Annotated in this window: 25 protein-coding genes and 2 pseudogenes; 19 read left to right on the plus strand and 8 right to left on the minus strand. The window is 64.8% G+C overall.

The annotated features are described in order from the left end of the window. Positions 1 to 5 precede the first annotated feature (5 nt). The 5 genes from E8F06_RS13170 to E8F06_RS13190 all read left to right on the plus strand — a co-directional run bounded on the left by E8F06_RS13170 (position 6) and on the right by E8F06_RS13190 (position 5,328). Positions 6 to 1,025, plus strand: coding sequence for a Glu/Leu/Phe/Val dehydrogenase dimerization domain-containing protein (locus E8F06_RS13170; protein WP_280367817.1), 1,020 nt, complete (start codon positions 6 to 8; stop codon positions 1,023 to 1,025). A gap of 92 nt (positions 1,026 to 1,117) precedes the next feature. Further along, positions 1,118 to 2,212 (plus strand): pyruvate dehydrogenase (acetyl-transferring) E1 component subunit alpha, encoded by a 1,095-nt coding sequence (gene pdhA / locus E8F06_RS13175; protein ID WP_280367819.1) that lies wholly within the window; start codon positions 1,118 to 1,120, stop codon positions 2,210 to 2,212. Beyond that, positions 2,205 to 3,206 (plus strand): alpha-ketoacid dehydrogenase subunit beta, encoded by a 1,002-nt coding sequence (locus E8F06_RS13180; RefSeq protein ID WP_280367821.1) that lies wholly within the window; start codon positions 2,205 to 2,207, stop codon positions 3,204 to 3,206. Before pdhA ends, E8F06_RS13180 begins: the two co-directional genes overlap by 8 nt. A 15-nt stretch (positions 3,207 to 3,221) precedes the next feature. Continuing rightward, on the plus strand, positions 3,222 to 4,328 hold the full coding sequence (locus tag E8F06_RS13185; RefSeq protein ID WP_280367823.1) for a dihydrolipoamide acetyltransferase family protein: 1,107 nt from the start codon (positions 3,222 to 3,224) through the stop codon (positions 4,326 to 4,328). A gap of 322 nt (positions 4,329 to 4,650) precedes the next feature. Continuing rightward, the gene (locus E8F06_RS13190; RefSeq protein WP_280367824.1) at positions 4,651 to 5,328 is read left to right on the plus strand and encodes an AraC family transcriptional regulator; all 678 of its coding nucleotides are present in this window, start codon (positions 4,651 to 4,653) and stop codon (positions 5,326 to 5,328) included. Here E8F06_RS13190 and E8F06_RS13195 read toward each other — a convergent pair. From E8F06_RS13195 to E8F06_RS13205, 3 genes are all read right to left on the minus strand, one after another. Beyond that, the gene (locus E8F06_RS13195; protein WP_280367829.1) at positions 5,325 to 6,206 is read right to left on the minus strand and encodes a sterol desaturase family protein; all 882 of its coding nucleotides are present in this window, start codon (positions 6,204 to 6,206) and stop codon (positions 5,325 to 5,327) included. The genes E8F06_RS13190 and E8F06_RS13195 overlap by 4 nt on opposite strands. An 89-nt stretch (positions 6,207 to 6,295) precedes the next feature. Further along, entirely contained in the window at positions 6,296 to 6,553 is a 258-nt protein-coding gene (locus tag E8F06_RS13200; RefSeq protein WP_280367831.1) for a YebG family protein, read from the minus strand. A 108-nt stretch (positions 6,554 to 6,661) separates the two neighbouring features. Then, the gene (locus E8F06_RS13205) at positions 6,662 to 7,657 is read right to left on the minus strand and encodes an MBL fold metallo-hydrolase (protein ID WP_280367833.1); all 996 of its coding nucleotides are present in this window, start codon (positions 7,655 to 7,657) and stop codon (positions 6,662 to 6,664) included. A gap of 209 nt (positions 7,658 to 7,866) precedes the next feature. Here E8F06_RS13205 and E8F06_RS13210 point away from each other — a divergent pair, with 209 nt between their 5' ends. Continuing rightward, positions 7,867 to 8,358: a phosphate-starvation-inducible protein PsiE gene (locus E8F06_RS13210; protein WP_280367834.1), complete on the plus strand. Its 492-nt coding sequence runs from the start codon at positions 7,867 to 7,869 to the stop codon at positions 8,356 to 8,358. 22 nt (positions 8,359 to 8,380) lie between these two features. Here the strand turns inward: E8F06_RS13210 and E8F06_RS13215 are convergent, their stop codons facing one another. After that, on the minus strand, positions 8,381 to 8,692 hold the full coding sequence (locus tag E8F06_RS13215; protein ID WP_280367836.1) for a DUF3509 domain-containing protein: 312 nt from the start codon (positions 8,690 to 8,692) through the stop codon (positions 8,381 to 8,383). Positions 8,693 to 8,952: 260 nt separating this feature from the next. Here E8F06_RS13215 and E8F06_RS13220 point away from each other — a divergent pair, with 260 nt between their 5' ends. The 4 genes from E8F06_RS13220 (at position 8,953) to E8F06_RS13235 (ending at position 11,689) form a co-directional block, all read left to right on the plus strand. Then, positions 8,953 to 9,249 (plus strand): DUF3649 domain-containing protein, encoded by a 297-nt coding sequence (locus E8F06_RS13220; RefSeq protein ID WP_280367839.1) that lies wholly within the window; start codon positions 8,953 to 8,955, stop codon positions 9,247 to 9,249. Beyond that, entirely contained in the window at positions 9,246 to 10,769 is a 1,524-nt protein-coding gene (locus tag E8F06_RS13225) for a PepSY-associated TM helix domain-containing protein (RefSeq protein ID WP_280367841.1), read from the plus strand. Before E8F06_RS13220 ends, E8F06_RS13225 begins: the two co-directional genes overlap by 4 nt. Continuing rightward, positions 10,769 to 11,092: a DUF3325 domain-containing protein gene (locus E8F06_RS13230; RefSeq protein ID WP_280367844.1), complete on the plus strand. Its 324-nt coding sequence runs from the start codon at positions 10,769 to 10,771 to the stop codon at positions 11,090 to 11,092. Before E8F06_RS13225 ends, E8F06_RS13230 begins: the two co-directional genes overlap by 1 nt. 87 nt (positions 11,093 to 11,179) lie before the next feature. Next, positions 11,180 to 11,689, plus strand: coding sequence for a DUF3016 domain-containing protein (locus E8F06_RS13235; protein WP_280367846.1), 510 nt, complete (start codon positions 11,180 to 11,182; stop codon positions 11,687 to 11,689). Positions 11,690 to 11,939: 250 nt separating this feature from the next. Here the strand turns inward: E8F06_RS13235 and E8F06_RS13240 are convergent. Continuing rightward, positions 11,940 to 12,455, minus strand: a pseudogene (locus E8F06_RS13240) (TonB-dependent siderophore receptor); the annotation flags it as partial. Positions 12,456 to 12,467: 12 nt separating this feature from the next. Further along, a pseudogene (locus E8F06_RS13245) lies at positions 12,468 to 12,731 on the minus strand (sigma factor); the annotation flags it as partial. A 130-nt stretch (positions 12,732 to 12,861) separates the two neighbouring features. On the opposite strand from E8F06_RS13245, the gene E8F06_RS13250 reads away from it, so the two are divergent. Both E8F06_RS13250 and E8F06_RS13255 read left to right on the plus strand, forming a co-directional pair. Continuing rightward, entirely contained in the window at positions 12,862 to 13,269 is a 408-nt protein-coding gene (locus tag E8F06_RS13250) for a PA2779 family protein (RefSeq protein ID WP_280367848.1), read from the plus strand. After that, positions 13,269 to 14,234 (plus strand): PA2778 family cysteine peptidase, encoded by a 966-nt coding sequence (locus E8F06_RS13255; protein WP_280367851.1) that lies wholly within the window; start codon positions 13,269 to 13,271, stop codon positions 14,232 to 14,234. Before E8F06_RS13250 ends, E8F06_RS13255 begins: the two co-directional genes overlap by 1 nt. Positions 14,235 to 14,413: 179 nt before the next feature. Here the strand turns inward: E8F06_RS13255 and E8F06_RS13260 are convergent, their stop codons facing one another. Continuing rightward, complete coding sequence (locus E8F06_RS13260) at positions 14,414 to 15,172, minus strand: SDR family oxidoreductase (RefSeq protein WP_280367853.1); 759 nt, start codon at positions 15,170 to 15,172, stop codon at positions 14,414 to 14,416. Positions 15,173 to 15,276: 104 nt separating this feature from the next. On the opposite strand from E8F06_RS13260, the gene E8F06_RS13265 reads away from it, so the two are divergent. The 7 genes from E8F06_RS13265 (at position 15,277) to E8F06_RS13295 (ending at position 21,375) form a co-directional block, all read left to right on the plus strand. Beyond that, the gene (locus E8F06_RS13265) at positions 15,277 to 16,008 is read left to right on the plus strand and encodes a HugZ family protein (protein ID WP_280367855.1); all 732 of its coding nucleotides are present in this window, start codon (positions 15,277 to 15,279) and stop codon (positions 16,006 to 16,008) included. 66 nt (positions 16,009 to 16,074) lie between these two features. Next, positions 16,075 to 16,527: an FxsA family protein gene (locus E8F06_RS13270; protein WP_280367858.1), complete on the plus strand. Its 453-nt coding sequence runs from the start codon at positions 16,075 to 16,077 to the stop codon at positions 16,525 to 16,527. A 194-nt stretch (positions 16,528 to 16,721) separates the two neighbouring features. Then, complete coding sequence (locus tag E8F06_RS13275) at positions 16,722 to 17,015, plus strand: co-chaperone GroES (protein ID WP_028628402.1); 294 nt, start codon at positions 16,722 to 16,724, stop codon at positions 17,013 to 17,015. 48 nt (positions 17,016 to 17,063) lie between these two features. Next, positions 17,064 to 18,704, plus strand: a complete 1,641-nt coding sequence (gene groL / locus E8F06_RS13280) for a chaperonin GroEL (RefSeq protein ID WP_280367861.1) — start codon at positions 17,064 to 17,066, stop codon at positions 18,702 to 18,704. A 192-nt stretch (positions 18,705 to 18,896) separates the two neighbouring features. Further along, positions 18,897 to 19,580, plus strand: coding sequence for a response regulator transcription factor (locus tag E8F06_RS13285; RefSeq protein ID WP_280367863.1), 684 nt, complete (start codon positions 18,897 to 18,899; stop codon positions 19,578 to 19,580). Continuing rightward, positions 19,570 to 20,859 carry a HAMP domain-containing sensor histidine kinase gene (locus E8F06_RS13290; protein WP_280367864.1) on the plus strand — a complete coding sequence of 430 codons (1,290 nt, stop codon included), beginning with the start codon at positions 19,570 to 19,572 and terminating at the stop codon, positions 20,857 to 20,859. Before E8F06_RS13285 ends, E8F06_RS13290 begins: the two co-directional genes overlap by 11 nt. Before the next feature lie 291 nt (positions 20,860 to 21,150). Continuing rightward, positions 21,151 to 21,375, plus strand: a complete 225-nt coding sequence (locus E8F06_RS13295) for a hypothetical protein (protein ID WP_280367866.1) — start codon at positions 21,151 to 21,153, stop codon at positions 21,373 to 21,375. Positions 21,376 to 21,542: 167 nt separating this feature from the next. Here the strand turns inward: E8F06_RS13295 and E8F06_RS13300 are convergent, their stop codons facing one another. After that, positions 21,543 to 24,596: a multidrug efflux RND transporter permease subunit gene (locus E8F06_RS13300; protein WP_280367868.1), complete on the minus strand. Its 3,054-nt coding sequence runs from the start codon at positions 24,594 to 24,596 to the stop codon at positions 21,543 to 21,545. Positions 24,597 to 24,617: the final 21 nt, after the last annotated feature.

A 24,617-nucleotide genomic window follows, 5' to 3' on the forward strand; every position in this document is an offset into this window, starting at 1 on the left:
CCGCCATGTTCGCCATGATGGAAACCGCCCGGCTGGAGGCGTTGCACCTCGCCAACGACCCCGCCACCGGACTCAAGGCCATCATCGCCATCCATAACACCCGCCTCGGCCCAGCCCTGGGCGGGTGCCGTTATCTCGCCTACCCCGATGATGAAAGCGCCATCCGCGACGCCATCCGCCTCGCCCAGGGCATGAGCTACAAGGCTGCCCTGGCCGGCCTCGACCAAGGGGGCGGCAAGGCGGTGATCATCCGCCCGGCCCATGTGAATGATCGCGCCTCCCTGTTCGAAGCCTTCGGCCGCATGATCGAGTCCCTCAATGGCCGCTACATCACCGCGGTGGACAGCGGCACCTCCAGCGCCGACATGGACTGCATCGCCCAGCAGACCGGCCACGTCACCAGCACCACGGCGGCTGGCGATCCTTCGCCGCACACCGCCCTCGGCGTCTTCGCCGGCATCCGTGCCACCGCCCATGCGCGGCTTGGCAGCGATGACCTCGAAGGCTTGCGCGTCGCCGTGCAAGGCCTCGGCCACGTGGGCTACGCCCTGGCCGAACAGCTCCATGCGGTTGGCGCCGAGCTGCTGGTAAGCGACCTGGACACCGGCCGCGTGCAGTTGGCCATCGAGCAATTGGGCGCCCAGCCGGTGGCTGCCGATGCCTTCCTCACCACGCCGTGCGACATCCTCGCGCCTTGCGGCCTGGGCGGTGTACTCAACGCCCAGACGGTGGGCCAGTTGCGCTGCGCGGCCGTGGCCGGCGCGGCTAACAACCAGCTCGCCAGCCCCGAGATCGCCGACGAGATGGAAGCACGCGGCATCCTTTATGCGCCGGACTACGTGATCAATTCCGGCGGGCTCATCTACGTCGCCCTCAAGCACAAGGGCGAGACGCTGCCGGCGATCACCGCGCACCTGTCGCGGATCCACCAGCGGCTCACCGAGATCTACGCGCACGCCCAGGCCGACAAGCGATCCCCCGCGCGGGTCGCCGACGCCCTGGCCGAGCGCCTGCTGTTCGGCTGAACGGCCGCCAACCAGCGGCCCGGCCCGTTAGCTCCCGGAGCCACAAGCCCCGGGCACTGCACAGGCACTCAAAAGGTGTAAGGAGCGAAGCCATGTCCAATCGGATCGATTTGCCCTATACGCGCTTCCTCGACCCCGAGGGACGGCTGGTCGGCGAACTGCCAGCCTGGGCCGACGATTTCAACCTGCTCACCGACCTCTATCGCCGCATGGTGCTGACCCGCCTCTTCGACCAGAAGGCGGTCGCCCTGCAACGCACCGGCCGCATCGGCACCTACGCCCCGACCCTGGGCCAGGAAGCCATAGGCGTCGCCATCGGCAGCCTGATGCGCGGTGAGGACGTGCTGGTGCCCTATTACCGCGACACCGCTGTGCAGCTGATGCGCGGCGTGCGCATGGAGGAAATCCTGCTCTACTGGGGCGGCGACGAACGCGGCAGCGACTTCCAGGACCCACGCTCGAAAGAGGATTTCCCCATCTGCGTGCCCATCGCCACCCAGGCCCTGCATGCCTGTGGTGTCGCCACGGCGATCAAGATCCGTGGGCAGCATCGCGCGGTGGTCACCACCTGCGGCGACGGCGCCACCAGCAAGGGCGACTTCCTTGAAGCCCTCAACGTGGCCGGGGCCTGGCAGCTGCCGGTGGTTTTCGTGGTGAACAACAACCAGTGGGCCATCTCGGTGCCCCGGCGCATCCAGAGCGGCGCACCCACCCTCGCGCAGAAGGCCACTGGCGCTGGCTTCCACGGCGAACAAGTGGACGGCAACGACGTGCTGGCCGTCTATGACCGCGTGCAATGGGCACTGGACCGCGCCCGCCACGGCAAGGGACCGATCCTGCTGGAATGCCTCAGTTACCGCCTGGGCGATCACACCACCGCCGACGACGCCACCCGTTACCGCAGCGCCGAGGAGGTCAAGGCGGCCTGGCAGGAAGAACCCATTAAGCGCATGCAGGCCTTCCTCGCTGCCAACCGGGTCTGGGACGAAGGGCGTGAGCAGGCGCTGATCGCCGACTGCCAACGGCAGGTCCAGAGGGCTGTGGATAATTTCGAATCCGCCGGAATCCAGCCGGTGGAGGCGGTGCTCGACCACGTTTACTCGCGCTGGCCGGCCGCTCTCGGCGAGCAGCGCGAAATGCTTCTGGAGCGAGTTGCCCGGCGTGAGCAAGGAGGTAGCCATGACTAACCTCAACACCAGCCTCGAAAAACGCGCCCTGCTGGAAGCCGTCAACCTGGCCCTGCACCGCGCCATGCAGGAAGACGAAAACGTCGTGGTCCTGGGGGAAGACGTGGGCGTCAACGGCGGCGTGTTTCGCGCCACCCTCGGCCTGCGCGACCGCTTCGGCTTCAAGCGGGTGATCGACACGCCGCTGGCGGAAACCATGATCGGCGGCCTCGCCGTGGGCATGGCCGCCCAGGGCCTGAAGCCGGTGATGGAAATCCAGTTCCTCGGTTTCATCTATGCCGCCATGGAGCACCTGGTGTCCCATGCCAGCCGCATTCGCTGCCGTACCCGTGGCCGGCTCACCTGCCCGATGGTGCTTCGCAGCCCCATGGGCGCCGGCATCCGTGCACCGGAGCACCACAGCGAAAGCACCGAAGCGCTGTTCGCCCACATCCCTGGCCTGCGGGTGGTGATCCCGTCCTCGCCGGCACGGGCCTATGGCTTGTTGCTGGCAGCCATCGACGACCCGGACCCGGTGATCTTCCTCGAACCCACCCGGCTTTACCGGATGAACCCGCAACCCATCATCGACGACGGCAGGCGCCTGCCGCTGGACAGCTGCTTCACCCTGCGCGAGGGCTCGGACATCACCCTCGTCAGTTGGGGCGCCAGCGTCCACGAAACCCTGCAGGCGGCTGCGAAGCTGGAAGAGCAGGGCGTCTCCGCCGAAGTGATAGACGTGGCCAGCATCAAACCGTTGGACCTGGACACCCTGGAGGCGTCGGTGCGCAAGACCGGCCGCTGCGTGATCGTCCACGAGGCGCCGCGCAGTTGCGGGGTCGGCGCGGAAATCGCGGCCAGCCTCTACGAACGCGCGCTGCTCGACCTGCAGGCGCCGATCCAGCGGGTCACCGCGCCGGATATTCCACCGCCGCTGTATCGCCTGGAGCAGCTCTACATCCCCAGCCCGGAAGACATTCTTGCGGCCTGTGACCTGGTGCTGAACTACGCCTGAGACGAGGAGCGCACGATGAAATACTTCAAACTGCCCGACCTGGGCGAAGGTCTGCAGGAAGCCGAGATCGTCCAGTGGCACGTGAAGGTGGGGGACAGCGTCAAGGCCGACCAACTGCTCGTCTCGGTGGAAACCGCCAAGGCGCTTGTGGATATCCCGGCACCCCATGACGGCGTGGTGGCCAGGACCTTCGGCAAGGAGGGCGACATTCTCCACGTCGGCGAACCGCTGCTGGGTTACGAGGGCGAGGATGCCGACGCCGGCACCGTGGTCGGCCGCCTGGAGGGCGGGGGCAATGCCCAGGCCGACAGTTTCTTCGTCGGCGCCGCGCCATCTACCCGCGAACACCTGGCGCCACGCGCCACCCCAGCGGTACGCCAGCTCGCCCGCCAACTGGGCGTTGAGCTTGCCGCCCTGGCCGGCTCCGGCCCCGACGGCCTGGTGACGCGCACGGACGTGGAACAGGCCGCCCAAAGCGCCCGCGACAGCTTCGGCGGCGAGCGTCTGCGGGGCGTGCGCCGCAGCATGGCGATCAACATGGCGCGCTCCCATGCCGAGGTGGTGCCGGTGACCATCTTCGGCGACGCCGACCTGCACCGCTGGCCGGAAGCCCGCGACCCGCTGATCCGCCTGGGCAAGGCCATCGCCGCCGCCTGCGAGGTGGAACCCATCCTCAACAGCTGGTTCGACGGCCGCGCCTTGTCCATCCGCCAGCACGACAAGCTCGACCTCGGCATTGCCGTCGACACGCAGGATGGACTCTTCGTGCCAGTGCTGCGCAACGTCGGTGGGCGTAGCGCCGAGGACCTGAAGGAAGGTATGGCGCGGCTGCGGGCCGACGTGAAGGCGCGCTCGATCCCGCCGCAGGAAATGATGGGCGCGACCATCACCCTGTCCAACTTCGGCACCTTGTTCGGCCGCTACGCCAACCCTGTGGTGGTCCCGCCCCAGGTGGCGATCATCGGCGCCGGGGGCATCCGCGATGAGGTGGTGGCCTGGCAGGGCAAGGTGGAAATCCACCCGGTGCTGCCGCTGTCGCTGACCTTCGACCACCGCGCAGTGACCGGGGGCGAAGCGGCGCGGTTCCTGAAAGCGCTGGTGCAGGCGCTGGAGCAGCCGTAGGGCAGGGCTGCGCCCTGCTTGGCGAATGAATTCGCCCCCACAGGAAAAAGCGCGGCCAATCTCCGGCACGGCCCGCCCCCTCTCCCTCTGGGGTGAAGAGGCACGTTTTCGGAAGCACTGCTTCCGGTGCCGATGAACGCCTGAGCGCGAAGCGATCAGGCTGGGGCGCAGAGCGGGGTTGGGGTGAGGGCTGTGTCAGGTCCGCTCGGCGCCCACCCATTTCGCCAATGATCTCGCCCCCACAAGGCACCTCGGCACACCGCTTGCCGAACCGGCAACCGGCAGCTATTGCTGTCTGCCTGGAACCGGCAGGAGGCCCCTGATGATCGAATCACCCTGGCAGGGCGCACTATGGATGGCCCGCGACTTCTGCCTGCTTGATGGCGTTGCCGGCAGCGCGCGTCCCCACGCTCACTACGCCCACCAGGCGCTGTTGGCCAAGACCGCGCCACTGCGCCTGACCCTGGAGGGTGAGCCATGCGGCGGGCGCTTCCTGCTGGTGGAATCGATGCGCGCCCACGCCATCGAGGACCCCAGCCAGGACGTGGTCGCCGTTTATGCCGAACCCCTGGCCTTCAGCCCGGAGACCTTGCGCCAGTTGCTCGCGGATGCCCCGGCGGACCTTGATCCCTTGGCCGGCTTGCTGCTGGCCGCGCCCCGGCAACAGCTGGACTCGCGAATCGCCAACGCGCTGGCGGCGGTGGATGCCTTGCTGGAGGAAAAGGTCAGCGCGGCGGCGCTGGCGCAACGGGCCTGCCTGTCACTGAGCCAGTTGGAAAGATTGTTCAGCGACCAGGTGGGGCTCTCGGTGCGGCGCCTCGTGCTCTGGCGACGCCTGCGCCTGGCGCTGCGTCTGGCCCTCGAAGGCGAGACGCTGACCCGCGCAGCACTGGACGCCGGCTTCGCCGATGCCGCGCACTTCTCGCGCACCATGCGCGCCACCTTCGGCATCCGCGCCGACCGCAACCTGGCGCGGCTGAAGCTGCAACTCATCGGTTAGGCGCGGCGCAATCCGGCTGGTGATTCCGGGCTGGTTCCCTGGGGCTGGTGGCGGAAGGGTTCGGCCATCTGGGCCAGGTAGTCGCGGGGATAATCAGGGCGGCTGCCGATCCCCAGATCATCGACGCCCATGGGGTAATCGCTGTGGAAGGCGGTGCCCAGCAGGCGGTCCCAGAAGCTGAAGAACAGGGCGAAGTTCACGTCTCCGGCGCGGCCGTACTTCATGTGATGGAAACGGTGCACCGGCGCCCAGGCGAACAGGTGCCGCAGCGGGCCGACACGCATGTCCACATTGCTGTGCTGCAAGAGCAGTTGCAGGGCGATGGCGAAGGCGAGCAGCGCTGCGGCTTGCACCGGCATACCCATCATCAGCAAGGGCGCGGTGCCGGCCAGGGCTTCAACCGCCTGGTGCAGGGGGTGCTTCATCAGCCCGTTGAAACCGTACATGCGCTGCACGCTGTGGTGCACGGCGTGCAGGCGCCAGAGCGGTTCCAGGCGGTGGCTGAGGTAATGCATCAGCGTGACGCCGAGGTCGGCGACCAGGACGGCCAGCAGCAACTGGAGCGGCAAAGGCCAGTGGTGGGGCCAAATGCCGGCATTCGGTATCCAGGCGGCTGCCAGCGGAATGGCCGCAATGCCGAGCAGATTGAGGGTTTCGTTGACCAGCGCATGCAGGCCGTCGCGCAGCCGGTCTCCTCGTGGCCGGTTCCACTGTGGTTCATAGGGCAGCCAGGCTTCGGCGAGGAAGCTCAGAACAATGGCCAATACCAGCAGGGCTGCGAGCCAGTAGGGCGGATGATGGGCCGTGGTCCATAGCGCAAGGGCGAGGAAGCCGAACAGGAACAGCGGGGCGTAGAGCCAGGCGAAGAGTGGACGCATGGGAGGTCTCCTTGAAAAGGGACCTCCAGCGTGAGGGACAGTGCGCCACGCGGATTGAAGAAACCGCGCAAGGTGAGGCCGGCGTCGGTTTACTCGCCAGCCAGTTCCAGCTCGGACAAGGCGTCGGGCTGGTTCTTGAACGCGCGGGCGAAGGTATCGCGATGCTTGGCCATGAAGATGCCGATGTCTTCCACCTGCTGCTCGCTCAGGGACGGCACCGCCTTTTGCAGGACCTCGGCCAGGGACTCGGCCAGTTCGAGCATCTTGTCGTAACGGTCGGCTTCGGCCTTATCCATGAACAGGCGCTCCGGATCGCGGCTGCTGCGGTACACCACTTCGACGGCCATTCATCACCCCTCACCTTCATCGGTTGGAAAATACTGGATGTGCGTACAGTATTCGGAATGATGGCAAATGGAAATAGCCCGTAGGAAATTTCCATTCGCCGGCCTGTTTCAGCGATCGCTGCGAATCGGGCCGAATTCCGCTGGAACCCAAGCATAGCCCTTGCCTTCGCCTTCGCTACGGACGTGGCCGAGGCCTGGGAAGGGCAGGTGCGCGCCGGCTACCCAGAGCTTGTCCTTCGCGGCAGCGGCGAATACCTGCTTGCGGCTGGCGATGGCCTTGGCGTTATCCACATCGAACTCGATGGCGATGTCCGGGTTGGCGAACTGGGTGGCGTAGCTGTGCACCACGTCGCCCCAGACCAGCAGTTCCTGGCCGTTGGAGCTGAACAGGTAGCCGGTGTGGCCGGGGGTATGGCCGGGCGAGGGTGCGACGCTGACGCCCTCCACCAGGGCATCACCTGCGCTGTAGGTCTTCAGCTTGCCGGCTGCCTTGTAGGGCGCCACGGCCTTCTGCGCCATCTCGAAGAAGGCTTTCGAGTCTGCCGGAGCCTTGGCCGCTACCTCGGGGTTCAACCAGAAGCCGGCTTCATCCCGGGTGACGAACACCGTGGCGTTGGCGAAGGCCGGTTTACCCTCGGCGTCCAGCAGGCCGCAGGCGTGGTCCGGGTGCAGGTGGGTGAGCAGCACGCTGTCCACTTGCTCCGGTTGGTAACCGGCGGCCTTGAGGTTGCCGAGGATGCCGCCGAGGGTGGGGCCGAAGCACTTCGACGAGCCGGTATCCACCAGCACCAACTGCTTGCCGGTGTTGACCAGATAGGCGTTGACCGCAGTCTGCACGCCCTTGCTGGACTCGATGAACATGCGTGCCAGCAGGCTCTGGATATCTTCCGCGCTGGCGCCCTTGAGCAGGTTGGTGCCGAGGTCCACGTAGCCGTCGTAGAGCGCGGTGACTTCCAGATCGCCCACGGCCATTCGGTAGAAGCCGGGAACCTGGGTCTGCTGCTTGGCCACCGGCGCGGCCTGGGCGGTGATGGGCGCGGCGAACGGCAGGGCCAGGGCGAGGGCAGCGAAAAGGACGTGGCGAGGGTGAAGCGGGCGGCTCATGACGAAGCTCCATTTCGGGATGAGCGGTGTTTATGCGGGGTGAGCGCCGGTGATGTCCAGTACGCAGTTTTTCCTGCGTGACGCACCTGGCGGTAAGGGCTGCGACAACCTGCCTCGTGGCGCAGGCGATAGGGCGGCCCCCATCCTGCATAACCCCAATGTCACCTTTCCCCGTCACCATCGGGGCCGTCGTCGCAAGGAGCTGTATCGTGAAAATCAACTGGGCTGATCGAACGCGCGAAAACGTGCATGGCCTGGCCGAGTCGCTGGGAAATCTCCTGGTGGAGAGCTTCCACTACCTGGCTTTGTTCGCCATCGGCGGGATCACCGCCTGGGCTGCCGTGGTGGCTTTCCTGGGGATGGTGGACAAGGGGCACGCCACGGTCGATGACATCCTGCTGCTGTTCATCTACCTCGAACTGGGCGCCATGGTCGGCATCTACTTCAAGACCAACCACATGCCGGTGCGCTTCCTGATCTACGTGGCGATCACCGCGCTGACCCGCCTGCTGATTTCCGATGTCTCGCACCATCACCGCCCGGACCTGGGGGCGGTCTTCGTGTCCGGCGCCATCCTGCTGCTGGCGCTCGCCATCCTGGTGGTGCGTTATGCCTCCTCGCGCTTCCCTTCGGTACAGACCGATGCCCCGCCGCGTCGTCGCAACCTGGCGCGCCGGGTCGAGGTGGACGAGGAAGCCTGACCCCGTGCACAGATAGCGTGCGTCAGATGCGCGCTATCTGTGCAACGTTCACCTGCCCGGTGCGCACCGGCGCCACATGACCGCCGGTCATGCTGGTGAGCAACTCCCCCACCTTGTTCCCGCTCTCGATGGCGATCCCCAGGCGAACGCTTTCAATCACCCGCTTCAACCGGACCGGATCATTGCGCTGGGCCGCGCTGATCATGCGCCGTGCTACCACGCCCTGTTCGTTGGTAAGGGTCAGCAGGATGCTGCCGTCCGGGCTGACGAGGCTGAGGTTGACCCGGAATTCGGCCTGGAACGCGTCGGTGAGAATCTGGAAGGGGTTGTACATGGCCTGTCACCTGGTTGGTCGAGCGATGAGTCGATGGACGCCCGGACAACTGCAAAGTTCGAACCGCCAGGACCGGTGGTAGGGGCGTGTTCCGACCAGGTGTCGCGGATAGCCGGATCGGGGTCGTTCCCTGCGGGGTGATAGAAATTGTCTGTTGCAATTCAAGGGCGAATGTAAATAATTCTCAAGATTATTTCTGAGAGTTCCTTTCTCCCTGTCGGAATGCGTTCCGACAGGGCGCCCTCGAGCAAGGTAGCAACGTGAGCAAAGCCAAGATCTCTTCGCGCTGGGACGTGACCGCGCGAGTGCTGGCGGCGATTCTCGGCGGCTACGCCTCGGCCTACGCGGCTACGGCGTTCCTGTCCGTCTATTTGCCGCTGGTGCGCAGCGACCGGGTGGTATTCGCCAGCCTGTCCTGCTTCGCCGTTTACACCCTCGCCATCATCTATGCGATTGCCGCGCGCTCGGCCCTGCGGGCCTGGCTGGTGCTGATCGGGGCAACCGCCCTGATGGCGCTGGCGGCCTACCTGCCCGGCGACTTCGGAGTACGCCCATGAGCCTGCGCCAATCCATGGCCGGACTGCACACCTGGGGCGGACTGCTGCCGTCCTGGCTGTTGTTCGTGATCTTCTTCGCCGGCAGCATCGCCTGCTTCGACAAGGAGCTGGAGCGCTGGATGCGCCCGGCGCTGCATGAGCCCTCCAGCTACGCCATGACCGTCGACCAGGTGCGCGACGCGATGCTGGCCAAGGCGCCGGATGCCCACGCCATCTGGATTCGTCCGCCGAGCGAGCGCGAACCCTTCTACTGGGCAGGTTACGAGCCGGCTGACGAAAGCGAGTTCGTACGTTTTGCCCTTGACCCCGCCACCGGCGAGGCGATGCCGGAAACCGTCGGCGGACTGTTCTTCTTCACCCTGCACTACGACCTCAACGCTGGGATGATCGGCATGTACATCGTGGCCATCGCCGCCATGTTCATGCTGGTGGCGCTGATCAGCGGCATCATCATCCACCGCCGCATCTTCAAGGACTTCTTCACCCTGCGCCCGGACGCCAACGGCCAGCGTGCCTGGCTGGATGCGCACAACCTGTTCGGCGTGGTGGGGCTGCCGTTCCACCTGCTCATCGCCTACACCGGCCTCGCCATCTTCGTGGTGTTCTACATGCCCGCCGGCATCCAGCGCGCCTACGACGGCGATGCCGAGGCGTTCTTCCACGACGTGATGGGCGCCTATTCGCGCGAAGACGTGAAGCAGCCGGCGCCGCCGCCCATGTCCCTCGACAGCCTGGTGGCTGATGCCCACCGTCGCTGGGGCGGTAACGAGACGGGCTGGATCAGCGTGCATCATCCGGGCGACCTCGCTGCCGTGGTGGATATCCGCCGCCACGACCGCTCCGGCATCGTCGACTTCCAGTGGACCCTGTCCTACGACGCCGCCAGCGGTGAGCTGCTCCACGAACAGAAGCCCTACAGCCCCGGCTACCAGAGCTACGCCTGGCTGACCAACCTGCACATGGCGCAGTTCGGCGGGCAGATCGTCCGTGCCCTCTACCTGCTGCTTGGCCTGATGGGCTGCGCGATGCTGGTGGCCGGCCTGCAGGTCTGGCTGCGCAAACGCGAAGCACGCGGCGGCTACGGCATCGGCCTGGTGCGTGCGCTGAATGGCGCGGTAGTCGGCGGCCTGCCGGTGGCCAGCCTCGGCCTGCTCTATGGCAATCGCCTGTTGCCGGCTGGCATGGCTGAGCGCGCCAGCGCGGAAACCTGGGTCTTTGTGGGTGTCTGGCTGCTGCTGGCGGCCTGGGCCGTGCTGCGCCGCAACAGCGGCAAGGTCGCCCGCGACGTGCTGGCTGTGGTGGCCGTCCTGGCCCTCGGCCTGCCGCTGCTCAATGCGGCGCTCACGCCCCAGGGCAGCCTGTTGACCACCCTGGCACGCGGTGATTGGGACATGGCCGGCATCGACCTCGTGTTGCTCGCGTCCGGCATGCTCTGCGGCTTCATGGCCTGGCGCCGTTCGCAGCCGCAGATGGTGAAGGCACCGCGTGTCCGCCGTCGCCTGCTGGAGGAGAGCGCCTGATGCTGGTCCTGAGTTTTGCCTTCTGTTACCTGGCCATGACCGGCCTGGCGCTGGCCATGTCGCGCCAGCACAAACTGGTATTCAGCGGCGCCCCGAGCGAGTCCCGCAGCCACTTGCTGCGGATCGGTGCGGCGCTCGCCATGTTGATTGGCCTGGCCCTGGCCATCGCCGAACTGGGTGGTGAAATCGGCGGCGTGACCTGGCTCTGCCAACTGATGCTCGCCGGCCTGCTGCTGGTTGCACTGCTGGCCTGGCAGGCGCGCTGGGTGCTGCCGCTGGTGGCCCTGTTGCCGCTGGGAGGCGGCGTACTGGCTCTGGTCTGAACCGTCCGACTGGAGCCGAAATCGCGGGATACCGGCAGGCGTAAACTGGTCCTGGCGGTGCCCTGCATCACCGTCAGGAGGTGTTCCATGCGACCCACGTTGCCCCTCATCGTGCTGGCCCTGCTGATCCTGTCTCCGACCGTGCTGGCATCCTCCACCGAGGTCAGCTTCAGCAATCCGGACAAGTACAGCGACGCGCGCCTGTACCGTGATTACGGCCGTGGCGCGGACGACTTCGTGCTGAAGGACCTCAAGGCCCACATCGAGAAGCTCGGCAAGCGCTACCTGCAACCTGGGCAGACGCTCAAGGTGGACGTCCTCGACATCGACCTGGCCGGCCAGTACGAACCCTGGCGGGTGAACTTCCAGGATGTGCGCTTCATGCGCGAAGTGACCTGGCCCCAGATCAAGCTGCACTACAGCCTGGAACAGGACGGCAAGGTCCTGGTCAGCCGCGATGTGACGGTGATCGACCAGTCCTACCTGCAACACGGCAACTACTACTTCAGCAACGACCGCCTGCGCTACGAGAAGACCATGCTGGATGATTGGTTCCGCTGGAATATCGGGTCGAAGGACAAGACGGTTTCATATTGATTGGCGGGGTAGGGCGAACCTGCGGCCCGCTTGGCGAATATCCCGCAGGACTGCTCGAAGGTGAGTCGTGAGTCACCCCTCTCCCTCTGGGAGAGGGGCGGGGGTGAGGGCGGTTTCCGGCCGCTCGGTGCCATTTCATTTCGCGAATGAATTCGCCCCCACAAAATCCCCTCCAGGACTGCACCGCAGATGAGCCGAGAGTCACCCCTCGCCCGCTTGCGGGAGAGGGGCCGGGGGTGAGGGAAGCCCGTTAAAACTCCACGCTGTAACTCAAGCTGTAGGTACGACCACGGCCGTGGTAGTCGAACAGGTCGGCGGGGATGTTGGCGCTGTAGAACACCTGCGCGCGTTGGCCCCAGACGGTGGTGTAGTCCTTGTCCAGCAGGTTCTGGATGCCGAAGTTGAGTGTGCCCACCGACAGGACCTGGCTGCCCAGCAGGTCGAAGGTCGCGTAGCCGTCGATCTTGTGGTCGTTGCCGTCGAACTGGCCGCTGGCGAGGACGTTGCCGTCGTCGGACAGGTTGAAGGTGCGCACGCCTTGCAGGCGCAGGCTGGTGTCGTCGTCGCGCCAGCCGACGAAGGCGGTCAGCTTGGAGGGGCTGGCGGCGGTCACGTCCTGCTTCTGCCAGCGGTCGTCGATCTTCTGCTGGGAACGGATGGCCAGCGCGCTGGTGCCGATCTGCCAACTGTCGTTCAACCAGTAGTTTGCCTGGCCTTCCAGGCCGTAGTTGCGCTTCTTGTTGTCCAGCTGCTCCACCAGCAGGGTGGTGCGGTTGGCCAGTACGCGCCTGGCCACGGTGGTGAGGAAGGCGCGAGGCTCCAGGATCACCGGCCTTTCCCGCACCAGCAGCACGCGCAGGAAGGTGTCCTGGGCGAGGTCGGCGGCATTCTGCGGGCAGCCCAGGCGACGGCGCAGCCAGCCTGTCAGCCAGCCATGGTGGTCGCTGTAGAGCTTTTGCAGGGAGTCGGCCGGCGGAGGTGAAAGGGCGTCGGCACCGTGATTCAAGAGCTGGTCTCGGGAGCAAATGGGAATGTTTCGCATTCTATAGTTGCTAGCCGGACTTCAGCAATAATTAGAGGGTATCGAAGAATCTTCTTAACTTGCTGTAGGAATGGCGGAACCGCCCAACACGCTCCGTGGTCAATTGCCAACAAAATCTGGAGAAACCACTATGCTTTCGCGTCACTGCAACCGTCGTCTCGCTTCCGTCCTGATCGCCGGCCAGTTCGTCTTCCTTGCCCAGATGCCGCTGGCCCAGGCCGCCATGATCGGCACGCCGCAGGCCATGCAGGAGCAAACCCTGCAGCAGCACCAACCGGTCGACCAGGCGCAACTGCGTGCCATGCTCGACGACAAAGAGGTGCAGCAGAAGCTCGAATCCCTCGGCGTGCCCCGCGAGCAGGTGGAGGCGCGGATTGCCAGTCTGACGCCGGCGGAGCTGCAGCAGTTCAACCAGCGCCTGGAGCAGGAACCGGCCGGCGGCTGGGTGGGGATCATCGTGCTGTTCCTGGTGATCTTCATCATCACCGACATGCTCTGCGCCACTGACATCTTCAGCTTCATCAAGTGCATCAACTGATGCGGCTCTGGCTCGCCGTCCTGGTGCTGGCCCTGACGGGGTGCGCCGGGCAGCAACCCATGCTGACGCCGCAGAGCGATCGGCTGCCCCAGCGGGTGGAACTGACCCAGACGCCGTTCTACCCGCAGGAAATCTACCAGTGTGGCCCGGCCGCGCTGGCCACTCTGCTGGTGCAGCGGGGCGTGAAGACTTCACCTGAAGAGCTCACTCCCAAGGTCTATCTGCCCGCCCGCGAGGGCAGCCTGAAGCTGGAACTGGTGGCCGCTGCGCGACAGTACGGCATGCTCGTGTACCCGCTTGAGCCGAACCTGGATGCACTGCTGGCCCAGGTGGCCGCGGGCAACCCGGTGCTGGTGATGCAGAACCTCGGGCTGGACTGGCTGCCGCGCTGGCACTTCGCGGTGGTGGTGGGCTATGACCGTGGCAAGGATGAACTGGTGCTGCGTTCCGGCACCGAGAAGCGCTGGGTGACCGACCTGCGCAGCTTCGACCGTACCTGGCAGCGTGCTGAGCGCTGGGCCGTGGTGACGCTGCCGACGGACAAGCTGCCGGCGGAAGCGCAACTGGAACCCTGGATCAAGGCTGCCAGCGACCTGGAGCAGACCGCCCAGCGCCCAGCAGCGGAACGCGCCTATCGCACGGCTGCCGAGCATTGGTCGAAGGAGCCGCTGCCGCTTTTCGCCCTGGCCAACGCCCGCTATGCCGAAGGGGATCGCGACGGCGCCGAAGCGGCCCTGCGCGAAAGCCTGAAGCGCAAGCCGGACTACGCCCTGGGCTGGTTCAACCTGTCCGAAGTGCTCAACGAGAAGGGCTGCGTGGCCCAGGCCGGCCAGGCGCGGGCCTGTGCACGACAACTGGCGCCCAATGACCCGCGTCTGGCTGCACCGCTAGGCGCTGCTTCTGTCGGAAAGGGGCAGTGCAGGGTGCTGCCGGTGTGTGGGGAAGGGGCGGCGATTCGCCAGTGAGGTCGCTGCTGATCCTGTAGGGGCGAATTCATTCGCCAAGGGCAACGCAGTTGCCCTAACGGACACTGCAGGGCAGGCCTTCGGCCTGCTTGGCGATTGAAATCGCCCCTACAGATTTACCGTCCATCGCCTCACAAAAAAGCCCCGCATTTGCGGGGCTTTTTCCTTGGGGCTTGGCCTTACAGGCGCAGGCCGCCGTCCAGCTCCAGGACACGACCGGTGTAGTAGTCGTTCTCCAGGATGTAGGCGACCGAGTGGGCGATTTCCATCGGCTTGCCCAGACGGCGCAGCGGGATGCCCGAGGTCATCTTTTCCAGGGCTTCCGGCTTCATGCTGGCGACCATGTCGGTCTCGATGAAGCCAGGGGCAACGCCGGCCACACGGATACCGTAGCGAGCCAGTTCCTTCGCCCAGACCACGGTGTCGGCAGCCACACCGGCCTTGGCGGCGGAGTAGTTGGCCTGGCCCATGTTGCCGGCGCGGGAGATGGAGGAGATGTTGATGATCGCGCCCTGGTTTTCCAGTTCGATCATCTTGGCGGCGACTTCGCGGGTGCAGAGGAACACGCCGGTCAGGTTGACGTCGATCACCGACTGCCACTGGGCCAGGCTCATCTTGGTCATTTCGCCGTCCTTGACCTTGATGGTCAGGCCATCGCGCAGGATGCCGGCGTTGTTCACCAGGCCGTTGATGGCGCCGAAGTCTTCGGCTACCTGGGCGACCATGTGGGTCACCTGCTCTTCGTTGGCCACGTTGCAGATGTAAGCGCGCGCATCGCCACCGGCGGCCTTGCAGGCGGCTACGGCTTCATCCAGTTTTTCCTGATTCAGGTCCACCAGGGCGAGCTTTGCGCCCTTGGCGGCCAGATACTCACCCATTGCACGGCCGAGGCCCTGGCAACCACCGGTAATGATGATGACCTTGTCTTTGAGTTGCATGAGAATCCCCTCGAATATCTGTCGCTTTGCCCCCGCTTGCGACCTGAAACCGCTATTCTGGTCGCTCGTCCGTTTCCGACGGATTCTTTGCGAGGAGTCATAAGGTGAGCGTGAAAGCCGCAAAGCATGCACGAGAATTGCTGCTCAAGGAATACCAGGGTGTGCTGTCCACCCATTCCAAAGCCATGCCGGGCTTCCCTTTCGGATCAGTGGTTCCCTATTGCCTGGACGCCGAAGGTCGGCCGCTGATCCTCATCAGCCGCATCGCCCAGCACACCCATAACCTGCAAAAAGACGCCAGGTGCTCCCTGCTGGTGGGCGAGCGCGGCGCCGAAGATGTCCAGGCCGCCGGCCGCCTGACCCTGCTGGCCGAAGCGCGGCAGATCACCGAAGGCGCCGAGGTGGAAGCCGCCGCCACCCGTTATTACCGCTATTTCCCCCATGCGGCGGACTACCACCGCACCCACGACTTCGATTTCTGGCGCCTGGAGCCGGTGCGCGCTCGCTTCATCGGCGGTTTCGGCGCCATCCACTGGGTGGATCAACTGGTGCTGGCCAATGCGTTCGCCGGTGAAGCCGAGCTCAGCATGCTGGAGCACATGAACAGCGACCACGCCAATGCCATCGCCCACTATGTGGAGCTGGCCGGGCTGCCGAAGGAGCCTGCCGCGGAGATGGTCGGGATCGATTCTGAAGGATTCCACCTACGCATTGGTCAGACACTTAACTGGCTACCCTTCCCAACATCCTGTAACAACCCTGGCGCGGTCCGTCAGGCCTTGGTGCAGCTGGCTCGCGCCGAATCCTGGCCGACCAGTGGAGAGGTGGTGGCTTGAATTGGGAGGAGGGCGGCTTCATTTAACGGATTACCGGAAGCCGTTCTTCCACCAAGGAAACCCCTGATGCGCGCTTTTCTCTTTCTGTTCCTGCTCTTTCCGCTGATCGAGCTGGCTGTCCTGATCCAGGTCGGCAGTGCGATCGGCGTCCTGCCGACCCTGCTGCTGGTGATCGGTACCGCCGTGCTCGGCAGCGTCCTGCTGCGGGTGGCCGGCGTCGCCACCGCCTGGCGTGCCCGCGAGCGCCTGGCTCGCGGCGAGGTGCCTGAGCAGGAAATGCTTGAAGGTCTGCTGATCGCCGTTGGTGGCGGCCTGCTGCTGTTGCCGGGCTTCATCAGCGACATCTTCGGCCTGCTGTGCCTGATCCCCTTTACCCGCCGCCTGTTCATCCGCAACCTGCGCCAGCGCGCCGAAGCCCAGGCCATCCGCCAGCGCGCCTTCGCCGACGACCTGGCCGCTCGCAGTGGCCAGACCCGCCCGCACGTGATCGAAGGCGAATACGAGCGCCGCGACCAATAAAGTGCATTTTTTTTGTGGGTGCCCCTTGAAATGGTCCCAGGCGCCCCTATGTATCCGTCACCGCAAGGTTCCTGCCTGACAGCAGGTCAGATTCCAGCGGCGCGCCTGACGCGCTGCAACCGGCCCCGCCGGACATTACCAACCCGCCGGTGCGAGCACCGGTCGAGCAACAACACTATTGGGAGAGATCGACAATGAAGCTTCGTCCTCTGCATGACCGCGTCGTCATCCGTCGCAGCGAAGAAGAGACCAAAACCGCTGGCGGCATCGTGCTGCCGGGCTCGGCCGCCGAGAAGCCGAACCGTGGCGAAGTCGTCGCTGTGGGCACCGGTCGCCTGCTGGACAACGGCGAAGTGCGTCCGCTGGCCGTCAAGGTCGGTGATCAGGTGGTGTTTGGCCCGTACTCCGGCAGCAACACCATCAAGGTCGATGGCGAAGAACTGCTGGTGATGGGCGAGAGCGAAATCCTCGCCGTCGTCGAAGCCTGAGTCTCGCGAATCTCCGCCTACACACTAAAGAATTGAGGACAGATCAACATGGCTGCTAAAGAAGTCAAATTCGGCGATTCCGCCCGCAAGAAAATGCTGGTCGGCGTGAACGTACTGGCCGACGCCGTTAAAGCCACCCTGGGCCCGAAAGGCCGTAACGTGGTTCTGGACAAGTCCTTCGGCGCTCCGACCATCACCAAGGACGGCGTTTCCGTTGCCAAGGAAATCGAGCTGAAAGACAAGTTCGAGAACATGGGCGCCCAGCTGGTGAAAGACGTTGCCTCCAAGGCCAACGACGCTGCCGGTGACGGCACCACCACCGCTACCGTACTGGCTCAAGCCATCGTCAACGAAGGCCTGAAGGCCGTTGCCGCCGGCATGAACCCGATGGACCTGAAGCGCGGTATCGACAAGGCCACCATCGCCATCGTTGCCCAGCTGAAAGAACTGGCCAAGCCCTGCGCTGACACCAAGGCCATCGCCCAGGTAGGCACCATCTCCGCCAACTCCGACGACTCCATCGGCAACATCATTGCCGAAGCCATGGAGAAAGTTGGTAAAGAAGGCGTGATCACCGTTGAAGAAGGCTCGGGCCTGGAAAACGAACTGTCCGTCGTAGAAGGCATGCAGTTCGACCGCGGCTACCTGTCTCCCTACTTCATCAACAAGCCGGACACCATGGTCGCCGAGCTCGACGGCCCGCTGATCCTGCTGGTGGACAAGAAGATCTCCAACATCCGCGAAATGCTGCCGGTCCTGGAAGCAGTCGCCAAAGCCGGCCGCCCGCTGCTGATCGTCGCTGAAGACGTTGAAGGCGAAGCCCTGGCTACCCTGGTTGTGAACAACATGCGTGGCATCGTCAAAGTCGCAGCCGTCAAGGCTCCGGGCTTCGGCGACCGTCGCAAGGCCATGCTGCAGGACATCGCCATCCTGACCGGCGGCACCGTGATTTCCGAAGAAGTCGGCCTGTCCCTGGAAAGCGCTTCCCTGGAGCACCTGGGTAACGCCAAGCGCGTTGTCCTGAGCAAGGAAAACACCACCATCATCGACGGCGCTGGCGCCCAGGCTGACATCGAAGCCCGCGTTGCCCAGATCCGCAAGCAAGTCGAAGAAACCACCTCCGACTACGACAAAGAGAAGCTGCAAGAGCGTCTGGCCAAGCTGGCTGGCGGTGTTGCCGTGATCAAGGTCGGTGCGGCTACCGAAGTCGAGATGAAAGAGAAGAAAGCCCGCGTTGAAGACGCCCTGCACGCTACCCGTGCTGCCGTCGAAGAAGGCGTGGTTCCTGGCGGTGGCGTAGCCCTGGTTCGCGCCCTGCAGGCCATCGAAGGCCTGAAAGGCGACAACGAAGACCAGAACGTCGGTATCGCCCTGCTGCGTCGCGCTGTTGAAGCTCCGCTGCGCCAGATCGTGGCCAACGCCGGTGACGAGCCGAGCGTAGTGGTCGACAAGGTCAAGCAAGGTTCCGGCAACTACGGCTTCAACGCTGCTACCGGCGTGTACGGCGACATGATCGAAATGGGCATCCTGGACCCGGCCAAGGTCACCCGTTCCGCTCTGCAAGCTGCTGCCTCCATCGGCGGCCTGATGATCACCACCGAGGCCATGGTTGCCGAAGTGGCTGACGACAAGGCCGGCCCGGCCATGCCTGACATGGGCGGCATGGGCGGCATGGGCGGCATGATGTAAGCCACCCGGCCATCCGGTCTGAAGAAGCCCCGCCTTGTGCGGGGCTTTTTCTTGTCCGCGAGAATGCGCGGGAGCACGCAGCGTGGTTATGATCGGTGACTGGGCGCCGATGGGGGCTTCCACGGGAAACCCAATTGAAGGTGCGTTGGCCGGCAAGCGGCTATCACTGGGCTGTTGAATGGAGTTGAGCCGATGCGGATCCTGCTAGTCGAAGACAACAACGACATCCTCGCCAACATGGTCGACTTCCTTGAACTCAAGGGCTACAGCGTCGACTGTGCGCGGGACGGGCTCTCCGGCCTGCACCTGGCCAGCAACGAGCACTACGACCTGATCGTGCTCGACATCATGTTGCCGGGGCTGGATGGCTACAACCTCTGCCGTCGCCTGCGCGAAGAAGCCCGGCGCGATACGCCGGTGATCATGCTCACCGCCCGCGATGGTTTGGACGACCGGCTCCAGGGCTTCAAGTCCGGTGCTGACGACTACCTGCTCAAACCTTTCGCATTGTCCGAGCTGGCCGCCCGCATCGAGGCGGTGCTGCGTCGTTCCCAGGGCGGCGGCAAGCGCAGCCTGAAGGTGTCCGATCTCAGCTATGACCTGGACACGCTGGAGGTCATCCGCGCGGGCAAGACGCTCAAGCTCAATCCCATCGGTCTCAAGCTGCTCGCCGTGCTGATGCAGAAGAGCCCGCACCTGGTGCGCCGCGAAGCGCTGGAAGAGGCGTTGTGGGGAGACGACTGTCCCGACAGCGACAGCCTGCGCAGCCACATCCACCAACTGCGCCAGGTGATCGACAAGCCCTTCGGCAAGCCGCTGCTGCACACCATGCATGGGCTGGGCTACCGTCTGGCGGAGTCGGCCGATGGAGTTTAAGCAGAGCCTCGCTCGACGGATTCTCATCGCCTTCGTACTGATGACCGCACTCGTGGGCGGCACCTTCGCGGTGGGGATCATCGAGGTGGTGCACGTGATCGAGGAGCAGTTGATCTCCCGCGACCTGAACAACGAGCTCACGCGGGTCCTGACCCAGAACATCGCCCAGGGCCGGACGCCCAGCCTGGACAGCGACACCCGTTTCTACAGCAGCGATGGACGTGGCCCCTACGCGCTGCCAGAAGACCTCGCCGGTCTGAAGCTCGGGTTCCACGAAGTATTTGAGGGGGAGAACTCCTATCACGCGCTGGTGCGCGAGATCGATGGCCGGCGCTATGTGATGCTGCAGGACCAGAGCGATTTCGAAGCTCGTGAGCAGGTGCTCTACCGCGTGGTGATGGTCGGCTTCGGAATCAGCGTGGTGCTGGCCCTGCTGCTGGGCTGGTTGCTGGCGCGCAAGGTCATCGAGCCCGTGGTTCGCCTGGCCGGCCAGGTCCGCCATCGCGACCAGTTGCTGGGTATGGCGCCGCCGCTGGCGCCGGATTACGCCTCCGACGAGGTGGGCCAGTTGGCCCAGGCTTTCGACGACACCCTGGGCCGGTTGCATGACGTTCTGAACCGCGAGCGCCTCTTCACCAGTGACGTCAGCCACGAGTTGCGTACGCCGCTGATGGTGTTGGCCACATCCTGCGAGCTGTTGGCGGAAAACCCCAGCCTCGATGCCCGGGGCCGCACCCAGGTGGAGCGTATCGCCCGTGCCACCGAGGAAATGCGCGACCTGGTGCAGACCTTCCTGATGCTGGCGCGCTCCCAGCGCGACGAGGCCAGTGTGGCGCCCCAGGCGAGCTTGAGCAGCGTGGCCGATGACCTCGCCAGCCAATGGCGCGGCGCTATTGAGCACAAGGGGCTGCGCTTTGAATATCAGCCGGGGCAGCCCCAGGAGCGTCGCTACAACGCCTCTTTCCTGCGCTCGGTGCTGGGCAACCTGCTGCGCAACGCCCTGCACTACACCGACAGCGGCAGCATCCGCCTGGTATTGAAGGACGATGGATTCGTCGTGGAGGACAGCGGCGTCGGCATCCCCGAGGAGGATCGCGAGGCGATGTTCCGCCCCTTCGTCCGGGGGCCTGCCAGGCGTGGCGACGGGCTTGGGCTGGGCCTTTCACTGGTACAGCGGATCTGCGACAACCAGGGCTGGACCGTCAGCCTGAGTGCCTCCCAACCTACGGGTTGCCGTTTCGAGGTGGACCTCAAGGGAAACGCCAATCCCGCTTCTTGACGATTTTTTCACCAGTTGCGGGCTACATTGGCCAGCCAGCATTCCCCGGCCCGCCCTGAAGTTCCCGTTCACTCGAACTGCAACAATCGGCTGCTAGCCTCGACCGCCTGAACCAGGGCGGCAGTCTTTCGGCTGGCCAGATGGAGCCGGAGAAGGCCCGGCAGTGGGCCACGCGCCTGCGAACGGCCTGGGGAGGTAAAGGCACCATTCGTCGCTGCATTGGGCACACGGGTTGTTGCTGATCTACGGTTATGAAACAGCGTTTGGCAGCGCTATCAAGGGGTTGCGATCATGAAGTTAGAAGTCACGCGAGCTTTGTTTCTCGTCGGCGCCTTGGGATTGGCCTCCCTGGCGGTGGCTGCCTGGCATGAGCCTTCGCCCTCCGTGGTGAGCGTCAATGGCCTGGGTTACTGCCCGCTACCGCCCAATGCGCGGTTGAAGGCGCAAGTGCAGCCGGACCAGAACCTGCTGCTGTTCATGTTCGGCCTGGCGCAGGGGCTACGCGGCCAGGAGTGACGGACGGATTCTCCGAAGACTCCACTCGGGTAGGGTGCGCCGCGGGCCAACGGCGGTGCCGGTTTCCTTCAATCCCCATTCAGGCTCAGAGGCGGTGCGCACGGCGCACCCTACGATGAAGAAAAAAGCCCCGCAATTGCGGGGCTTTTTCGTTATCGCGTCCGGGCTTAGTGGCTGGTCGCCGGCTGGCCTTCGGGCTGCAGGTCCTTCTTCGCCAGCAGCGTATACACGCAAGGCAGCACGAAGAGGGTGAACAGCGTACCGATGGACATGCCGGTGGCGATCACCAGGCCGATGTCGAAGCGGCTGACCGCGCCGGCGCCGGTGGCGATGATCAGCGGCACCATGCCGAACACCATGGCCGCGGTGGTCATCAGTACCGGCCGCAGACGGATGGCGGCGGCTTCCTCCACCGCTTCGCGGGCCGACAGGCCCTTCTCGCGGCGCAGCTGGTTGGCGAACTCCACGATCAGGATGCCGTGCTTGCTGATCAGGCCGATCAGCGTCACCAGGCCCACCTGGGTGTAGATGTTCATGCTCGACCAGCCGAGGAACAGCGGGATCAGCGCACCGCAGATGGACAGCGGCACCGTCACCAGGATCACCAGCGGGTCGCGGAAGCTCTCGAACTGCGCAGCCAGCACCAGGAAGATGATCGCCAGCGCCAACGCAAAGGTGACGTAGAGCGCGCTGCCTTCCTGCACGTACTGGCGCGAGGCGCCGGCGTAGTCGAAGCCATAACCGCGTGGCGCTTCTTCGCGAGCGATCTGTGCCACGGTGTCGATGGCTTCGCCCATGCTCACCGTCGGGAAGCCTTCGATGATCGCCGAGTTCAGCTGCTGGAACTGCTTCAGGCGGGTCGGTCGGGCGCTGTCGTGCACGCTGATCAGGGTCGACAGGGGCACCATGGCGCCGCTGTCGCTCTTCACGTAGTAGTTGCTCAGCCAGCCCGGATTGTCGCGATAGGCGCGCTCCACCTGGGCGATGACCTTGTAGCTGCGGCCGTCGATGGTGAAACGGTTGATTTCACCTTCGCCCAGCAGGATCGCCAGGGTCGACCCCAGGTCCTCCATGGACACGCCCATCTGCGCGGCCTTGGCCCGGTCGATGTCCACCACTACTTCCGGTTTGTCGAACGCCAGGTCGACGTTGAGGAAGGCGAACTTGCCCGACTCCACGGCACGGGCCTTGATCCGCTCGGTCACCTGCAGCAGCGACTCGTAGTCATTGGGGGTGTTGACCACGAACTGGAACGGCAGGCCTTCACCCGTCCCCGGCAGTGACGGCAGGTTGAAGCCGAAGATCTGCAGGCCCGGGATCTCGTTGAGCTTGCCCTGCACCTCATGGAGCAGTTCCATCTGGGTGCGCTCGCGCTCATCCCAGGGTTTGAGCAGGAAGCCGCCGATGCCCGACTGCACCCCGTCGAACCCGTTGATCTGGAACGAGGAGTAGTACTCGGGGAACTCCTTGAAGATCTTCACGAACTTCTCGGTGTAGGCGTTCAGGTAGTTCAGGTTGGTCGGCTGCGGGGCCTTGGCCATGATGAAGACGATGCCCTGGTCTTCGTCGGGGGCCAGTTCGCTCTTGGTGAACTTCAGCAGTACAGGGATCAGGCACAGCACGATAACCGCGAACACCACCACCACAGGACGGGTGTTGAGGGTGCCGTGCAGGGCGTGCTGGTAACGACGCTTGAGGCGGTCGAAGATCATGTCCAGTCGGTGCGCGAGGCCCGTGGGGTTCTCGTCGTGGCGCAGCAGCTTGGAGCACATCATCGGCGACAGGGTCAGGGCGACGATGCCGGAGATGATCACCGCCCCCGCAAGCGTCAGGGCGAACTCACGGAACAGCGCACCGGTCAGGCCCTCGAGGAATCCGATGGGCGCGTACACCGCCGCCAGGGTGATGGTCATCGAGATGACCGGCACGGCGATCTCGCGGGCGCCCTCGATCGCGGCATCGAAGGGCGTCTTGCCCTCTTCGATGTGCCGGTGGATGTTCTCCACCACCACGATGGCGTCGTCCACCACCAGGCCGATGGCGAGCACCATGGCGAGCAGCGTCAGCAGGTTGATGGAGTAGCCCATCAGTTGCATGAAGAAGAGCACGCCGATCATCGACAGCGGGATGGTGATCACCGGGATCAGCACCGAGCGGAAGGCGCCGAGGAACAGGAACACGACCACGATCACGATCAGCACCGCTTCGCCGAGGGTTTTCACCACTTCGTCGATGGAGGCCTGGATGAAGCGGGTGGCGTCGTAGGCGATGGATACCTTGAGGTTCGGCGGCAGCTGGGATTCCAGCTCCGGCATGATCGCGCGCACGTGCTTGATCACGTCCAGCGGGTTGGCGCTGGGTGTGCCCTTGATACCGATGTAGACCGAGGGAATGCCGTCGAACGAGCTGATGGAGTCGTAGTTCTCCGCGCCCATTTCCACCCGTGCCACGTCGCGCACCAGCACACGGCTGTCACCCACGGTCTTCACCGGGATGGCGCCGAAGGCGTCGGGGGACTTGAGGTCGGTGGTGGCATTGATGCTGGTGACCACGTACTGGCCCTTCACCTCGCCGGCGGCGGAGAGGAAGTTGTACTTGCGCACCGCGTCGTTGATGTCGTTGGCGGTGATGCCGTAGGCCGCCATCCGCACCGGGTCCAGCCACAGGCGCATGGCGAAGACCTGATTACCGAGGATCTCCGCTTCGGCCATGCCCGGCAAGGTGGCCAGCTTGGGCTGGATCACCCGCGACAGATAGTCCGTGATCTGCGGGTTGGACAGCTCATCGCTGTAGAAGCTGATGTACATCAGCGCCGTGGAGTCCGCCGCTTCCTTGGAGAGCACCGGGTCTTCGGCGTCCTGCGGCAGCTGGTTCTTCACCTCGTTGGCCTTGGCCAGCAGCTCGGTGAAGAGGCGGTCCGAGTTGGCGCCGATGCGTGCATAAATCTGGATGACCGACATGTTCTGCTGGCTCGACGACGTCATGTAGTCGATGCCTTCGGCACTGGCCAGGCTCTGTTGCAACGGCTGGGTAATGTAGCCCTGGATGGTCTCGGCATTGGCGCCGGGGTAGGCGGTGGTCACCGTGATCAGGGCGTTTTCCATCTGCGGGTACTGGCGGATCACCAGCTTGCTGAAGGCCTGGAAGCCCAGCAGCACGATCAGCAGGCTGACCACGGTCGCCAGTACCGGGCGACGGATGAAAGGATCTGTGAAAGCCATGTTCCGTTCCTTCGCGCGTCT

This window comes from Pseudomonas sp. BN411 (genome assembly GCF_029871235.1).
GTDB lineage: Bacteria > Pseudomonadota > Gammaproteobacteria > Pseudomonadales > Pseudomonadaceae > Metapseudomonas.

Bases quoted from the DNA above. Each gene is read 5' to 3' on its own strand.
- E8F06_RS13290 (WP_280367864.1), top strand. From the start codon at position 19,570: ATGGAGTTTAAGCAGAGCCTCGCTCGACGGATTCTCATCGCCTTCGTA.
- E8F06_RS13300 (WP_280367868.1), bottom strand. From the start codon at position 24,596: ATGGCTTTCACAGATCCTTTCATCCGTCGCCCGGTACTGGCGACCGTG.
- E8F06_RS13205 (WP_280367833.1), bottom strand. From the start codon at position 7,657: ATGAGCCGCCCGCTTCACCCTCGCCACGTCCTTTTCGCTGCCCTCGCC.
- E8F06_RS13185 (WP_280367823.1), top strand. From the start codon at position 3,222: ATGAAATACTTCAAACTGCCCGACCTGGGCGAAGGTCTGCAGGAAGCC.
- E8F06_RS13195 (WP_280367829.1), bottom strand. From the start codon at position 6,206: ATGCGTCCACTCTTCGCCTGGCTCTACGCCCCGCTGTTCCTGTTCGGC.
- E8F06_RS13260 (WP_280367853.1), bottom strand. From the start codon at position 15,172: ATGCAACTCAAAGACAAGGTCATCATCATTACCGGTGGTTGCCAGGGC.
- groL (WP_280367861.1), top strand. From the start codon at position 17,064: ATGGCTGCTAAAGAAGTCAAATTCGGCGATTCCGCCCGCAAGAAAATG.
- E8F06_RS13215 (WP_280367836.1), bottom strand. From the start codon at position 8,692: ATGTACAACCCCTTCCAGATTCTCACCGACGCGTTCCAGGCCGAATTC.
- E8F06_RS13235 (WP_280367846.1), top strand. From the start codon at position 11,180: ATGCGACCCACGTTGCCCCTCATCGTGCTGGCCCTGCTGATCCTGTCT.
- E8F06_RS13285 (WP_280367863.1), top strand. From the start codon at position 18,897: ATGCGGATCCTGCTAGTCGAAGACAACAACGACATCCTCGCCAACATG.
- E8F06_RS13190 (WP_280367824.1), top strand. From the start codon at position 4,651: ATGATCGAATCACCCTGGCAGGGCGCACTATGGATGGCCCGCGACTTC.
- E8F06_RS13225 (WP_280367841.1), top strand. From the start codon at position 9,246: ATGAGCCTGCGCCAATCCATGGCCGGACTGCACACCTGGGGCGGACTG.
- E8F06_RS13230 (WP_280367844.1), top strand. From the start codon at position 10,769: ATGCTGGTCCTGAGTTTTGCCTTCTGTTACCTGGCCATGACCGGCCTG.
- E8F06_RS13275 (WP_028628402.1), top strand. From the start codon at position 16,722: ATGAAGCTTCGTCCTCTGCATGACCGCGTCGTCATCCGTCGCAGCGAA.
- E8F06_RS13180 (WP_280367821.1), top strand. From the start codon at position 2,205: ATGACTAACCTCAACACCAGCCTCGAAAAACGCGCCCTGCTGGAAGCC.
- E8F06_RS13170 (WP_280367817.1), top strand. From the start codon at position 6: ATGTTCGCCATGATGGAAACCGCCCGGCTGGAGGCGTTGCACCTCGCC.
- E8F06_RS13250 (WP_280367848.1), top strand. From the start codon at position 12,862: ATGCTTTCGCGTCACTGCAACCGTCGTCTCGCTTCCGTCCTGATCGCC.
- pdhA (WP_280367819.1), top strand. From the start codon at position 1,118: ATGTCCAATCGGATCGATTTGCCCTATACGCGCTTCCTCGACCCCGAG.
- E8F06_RS13295 (WP_280367866.1), top strand. From the start codon at position 21,151: ATGAAGTTAGAAGTCACGCGAGCTTTGTTTCTCGTCGGCGCCTTGGGA.
- E8F06_RS13270 (WP_280367858.1), top strand. From the start codon at position 16,075: ATGCGCGCTTTTCTCTTTCTGTTCCTGCTCTTTCCGCTGATCGAGCTG.
- E8F06_RS13200 (WP_280367831.1), bottom strand. From the start codon at position 6,553: ATGGCCGTCGAAGTGGTGTACCGCAGCAGCCGCGATCCGGAGCGCCTG.
- E8F06_RS13255 (WP_280367851.1), top strand. From the start codon at position 13,269: ATGCGGCTCTGGCTCGCCGTCCTGGTGCTGGCCCTGACGGGGTGCGCC.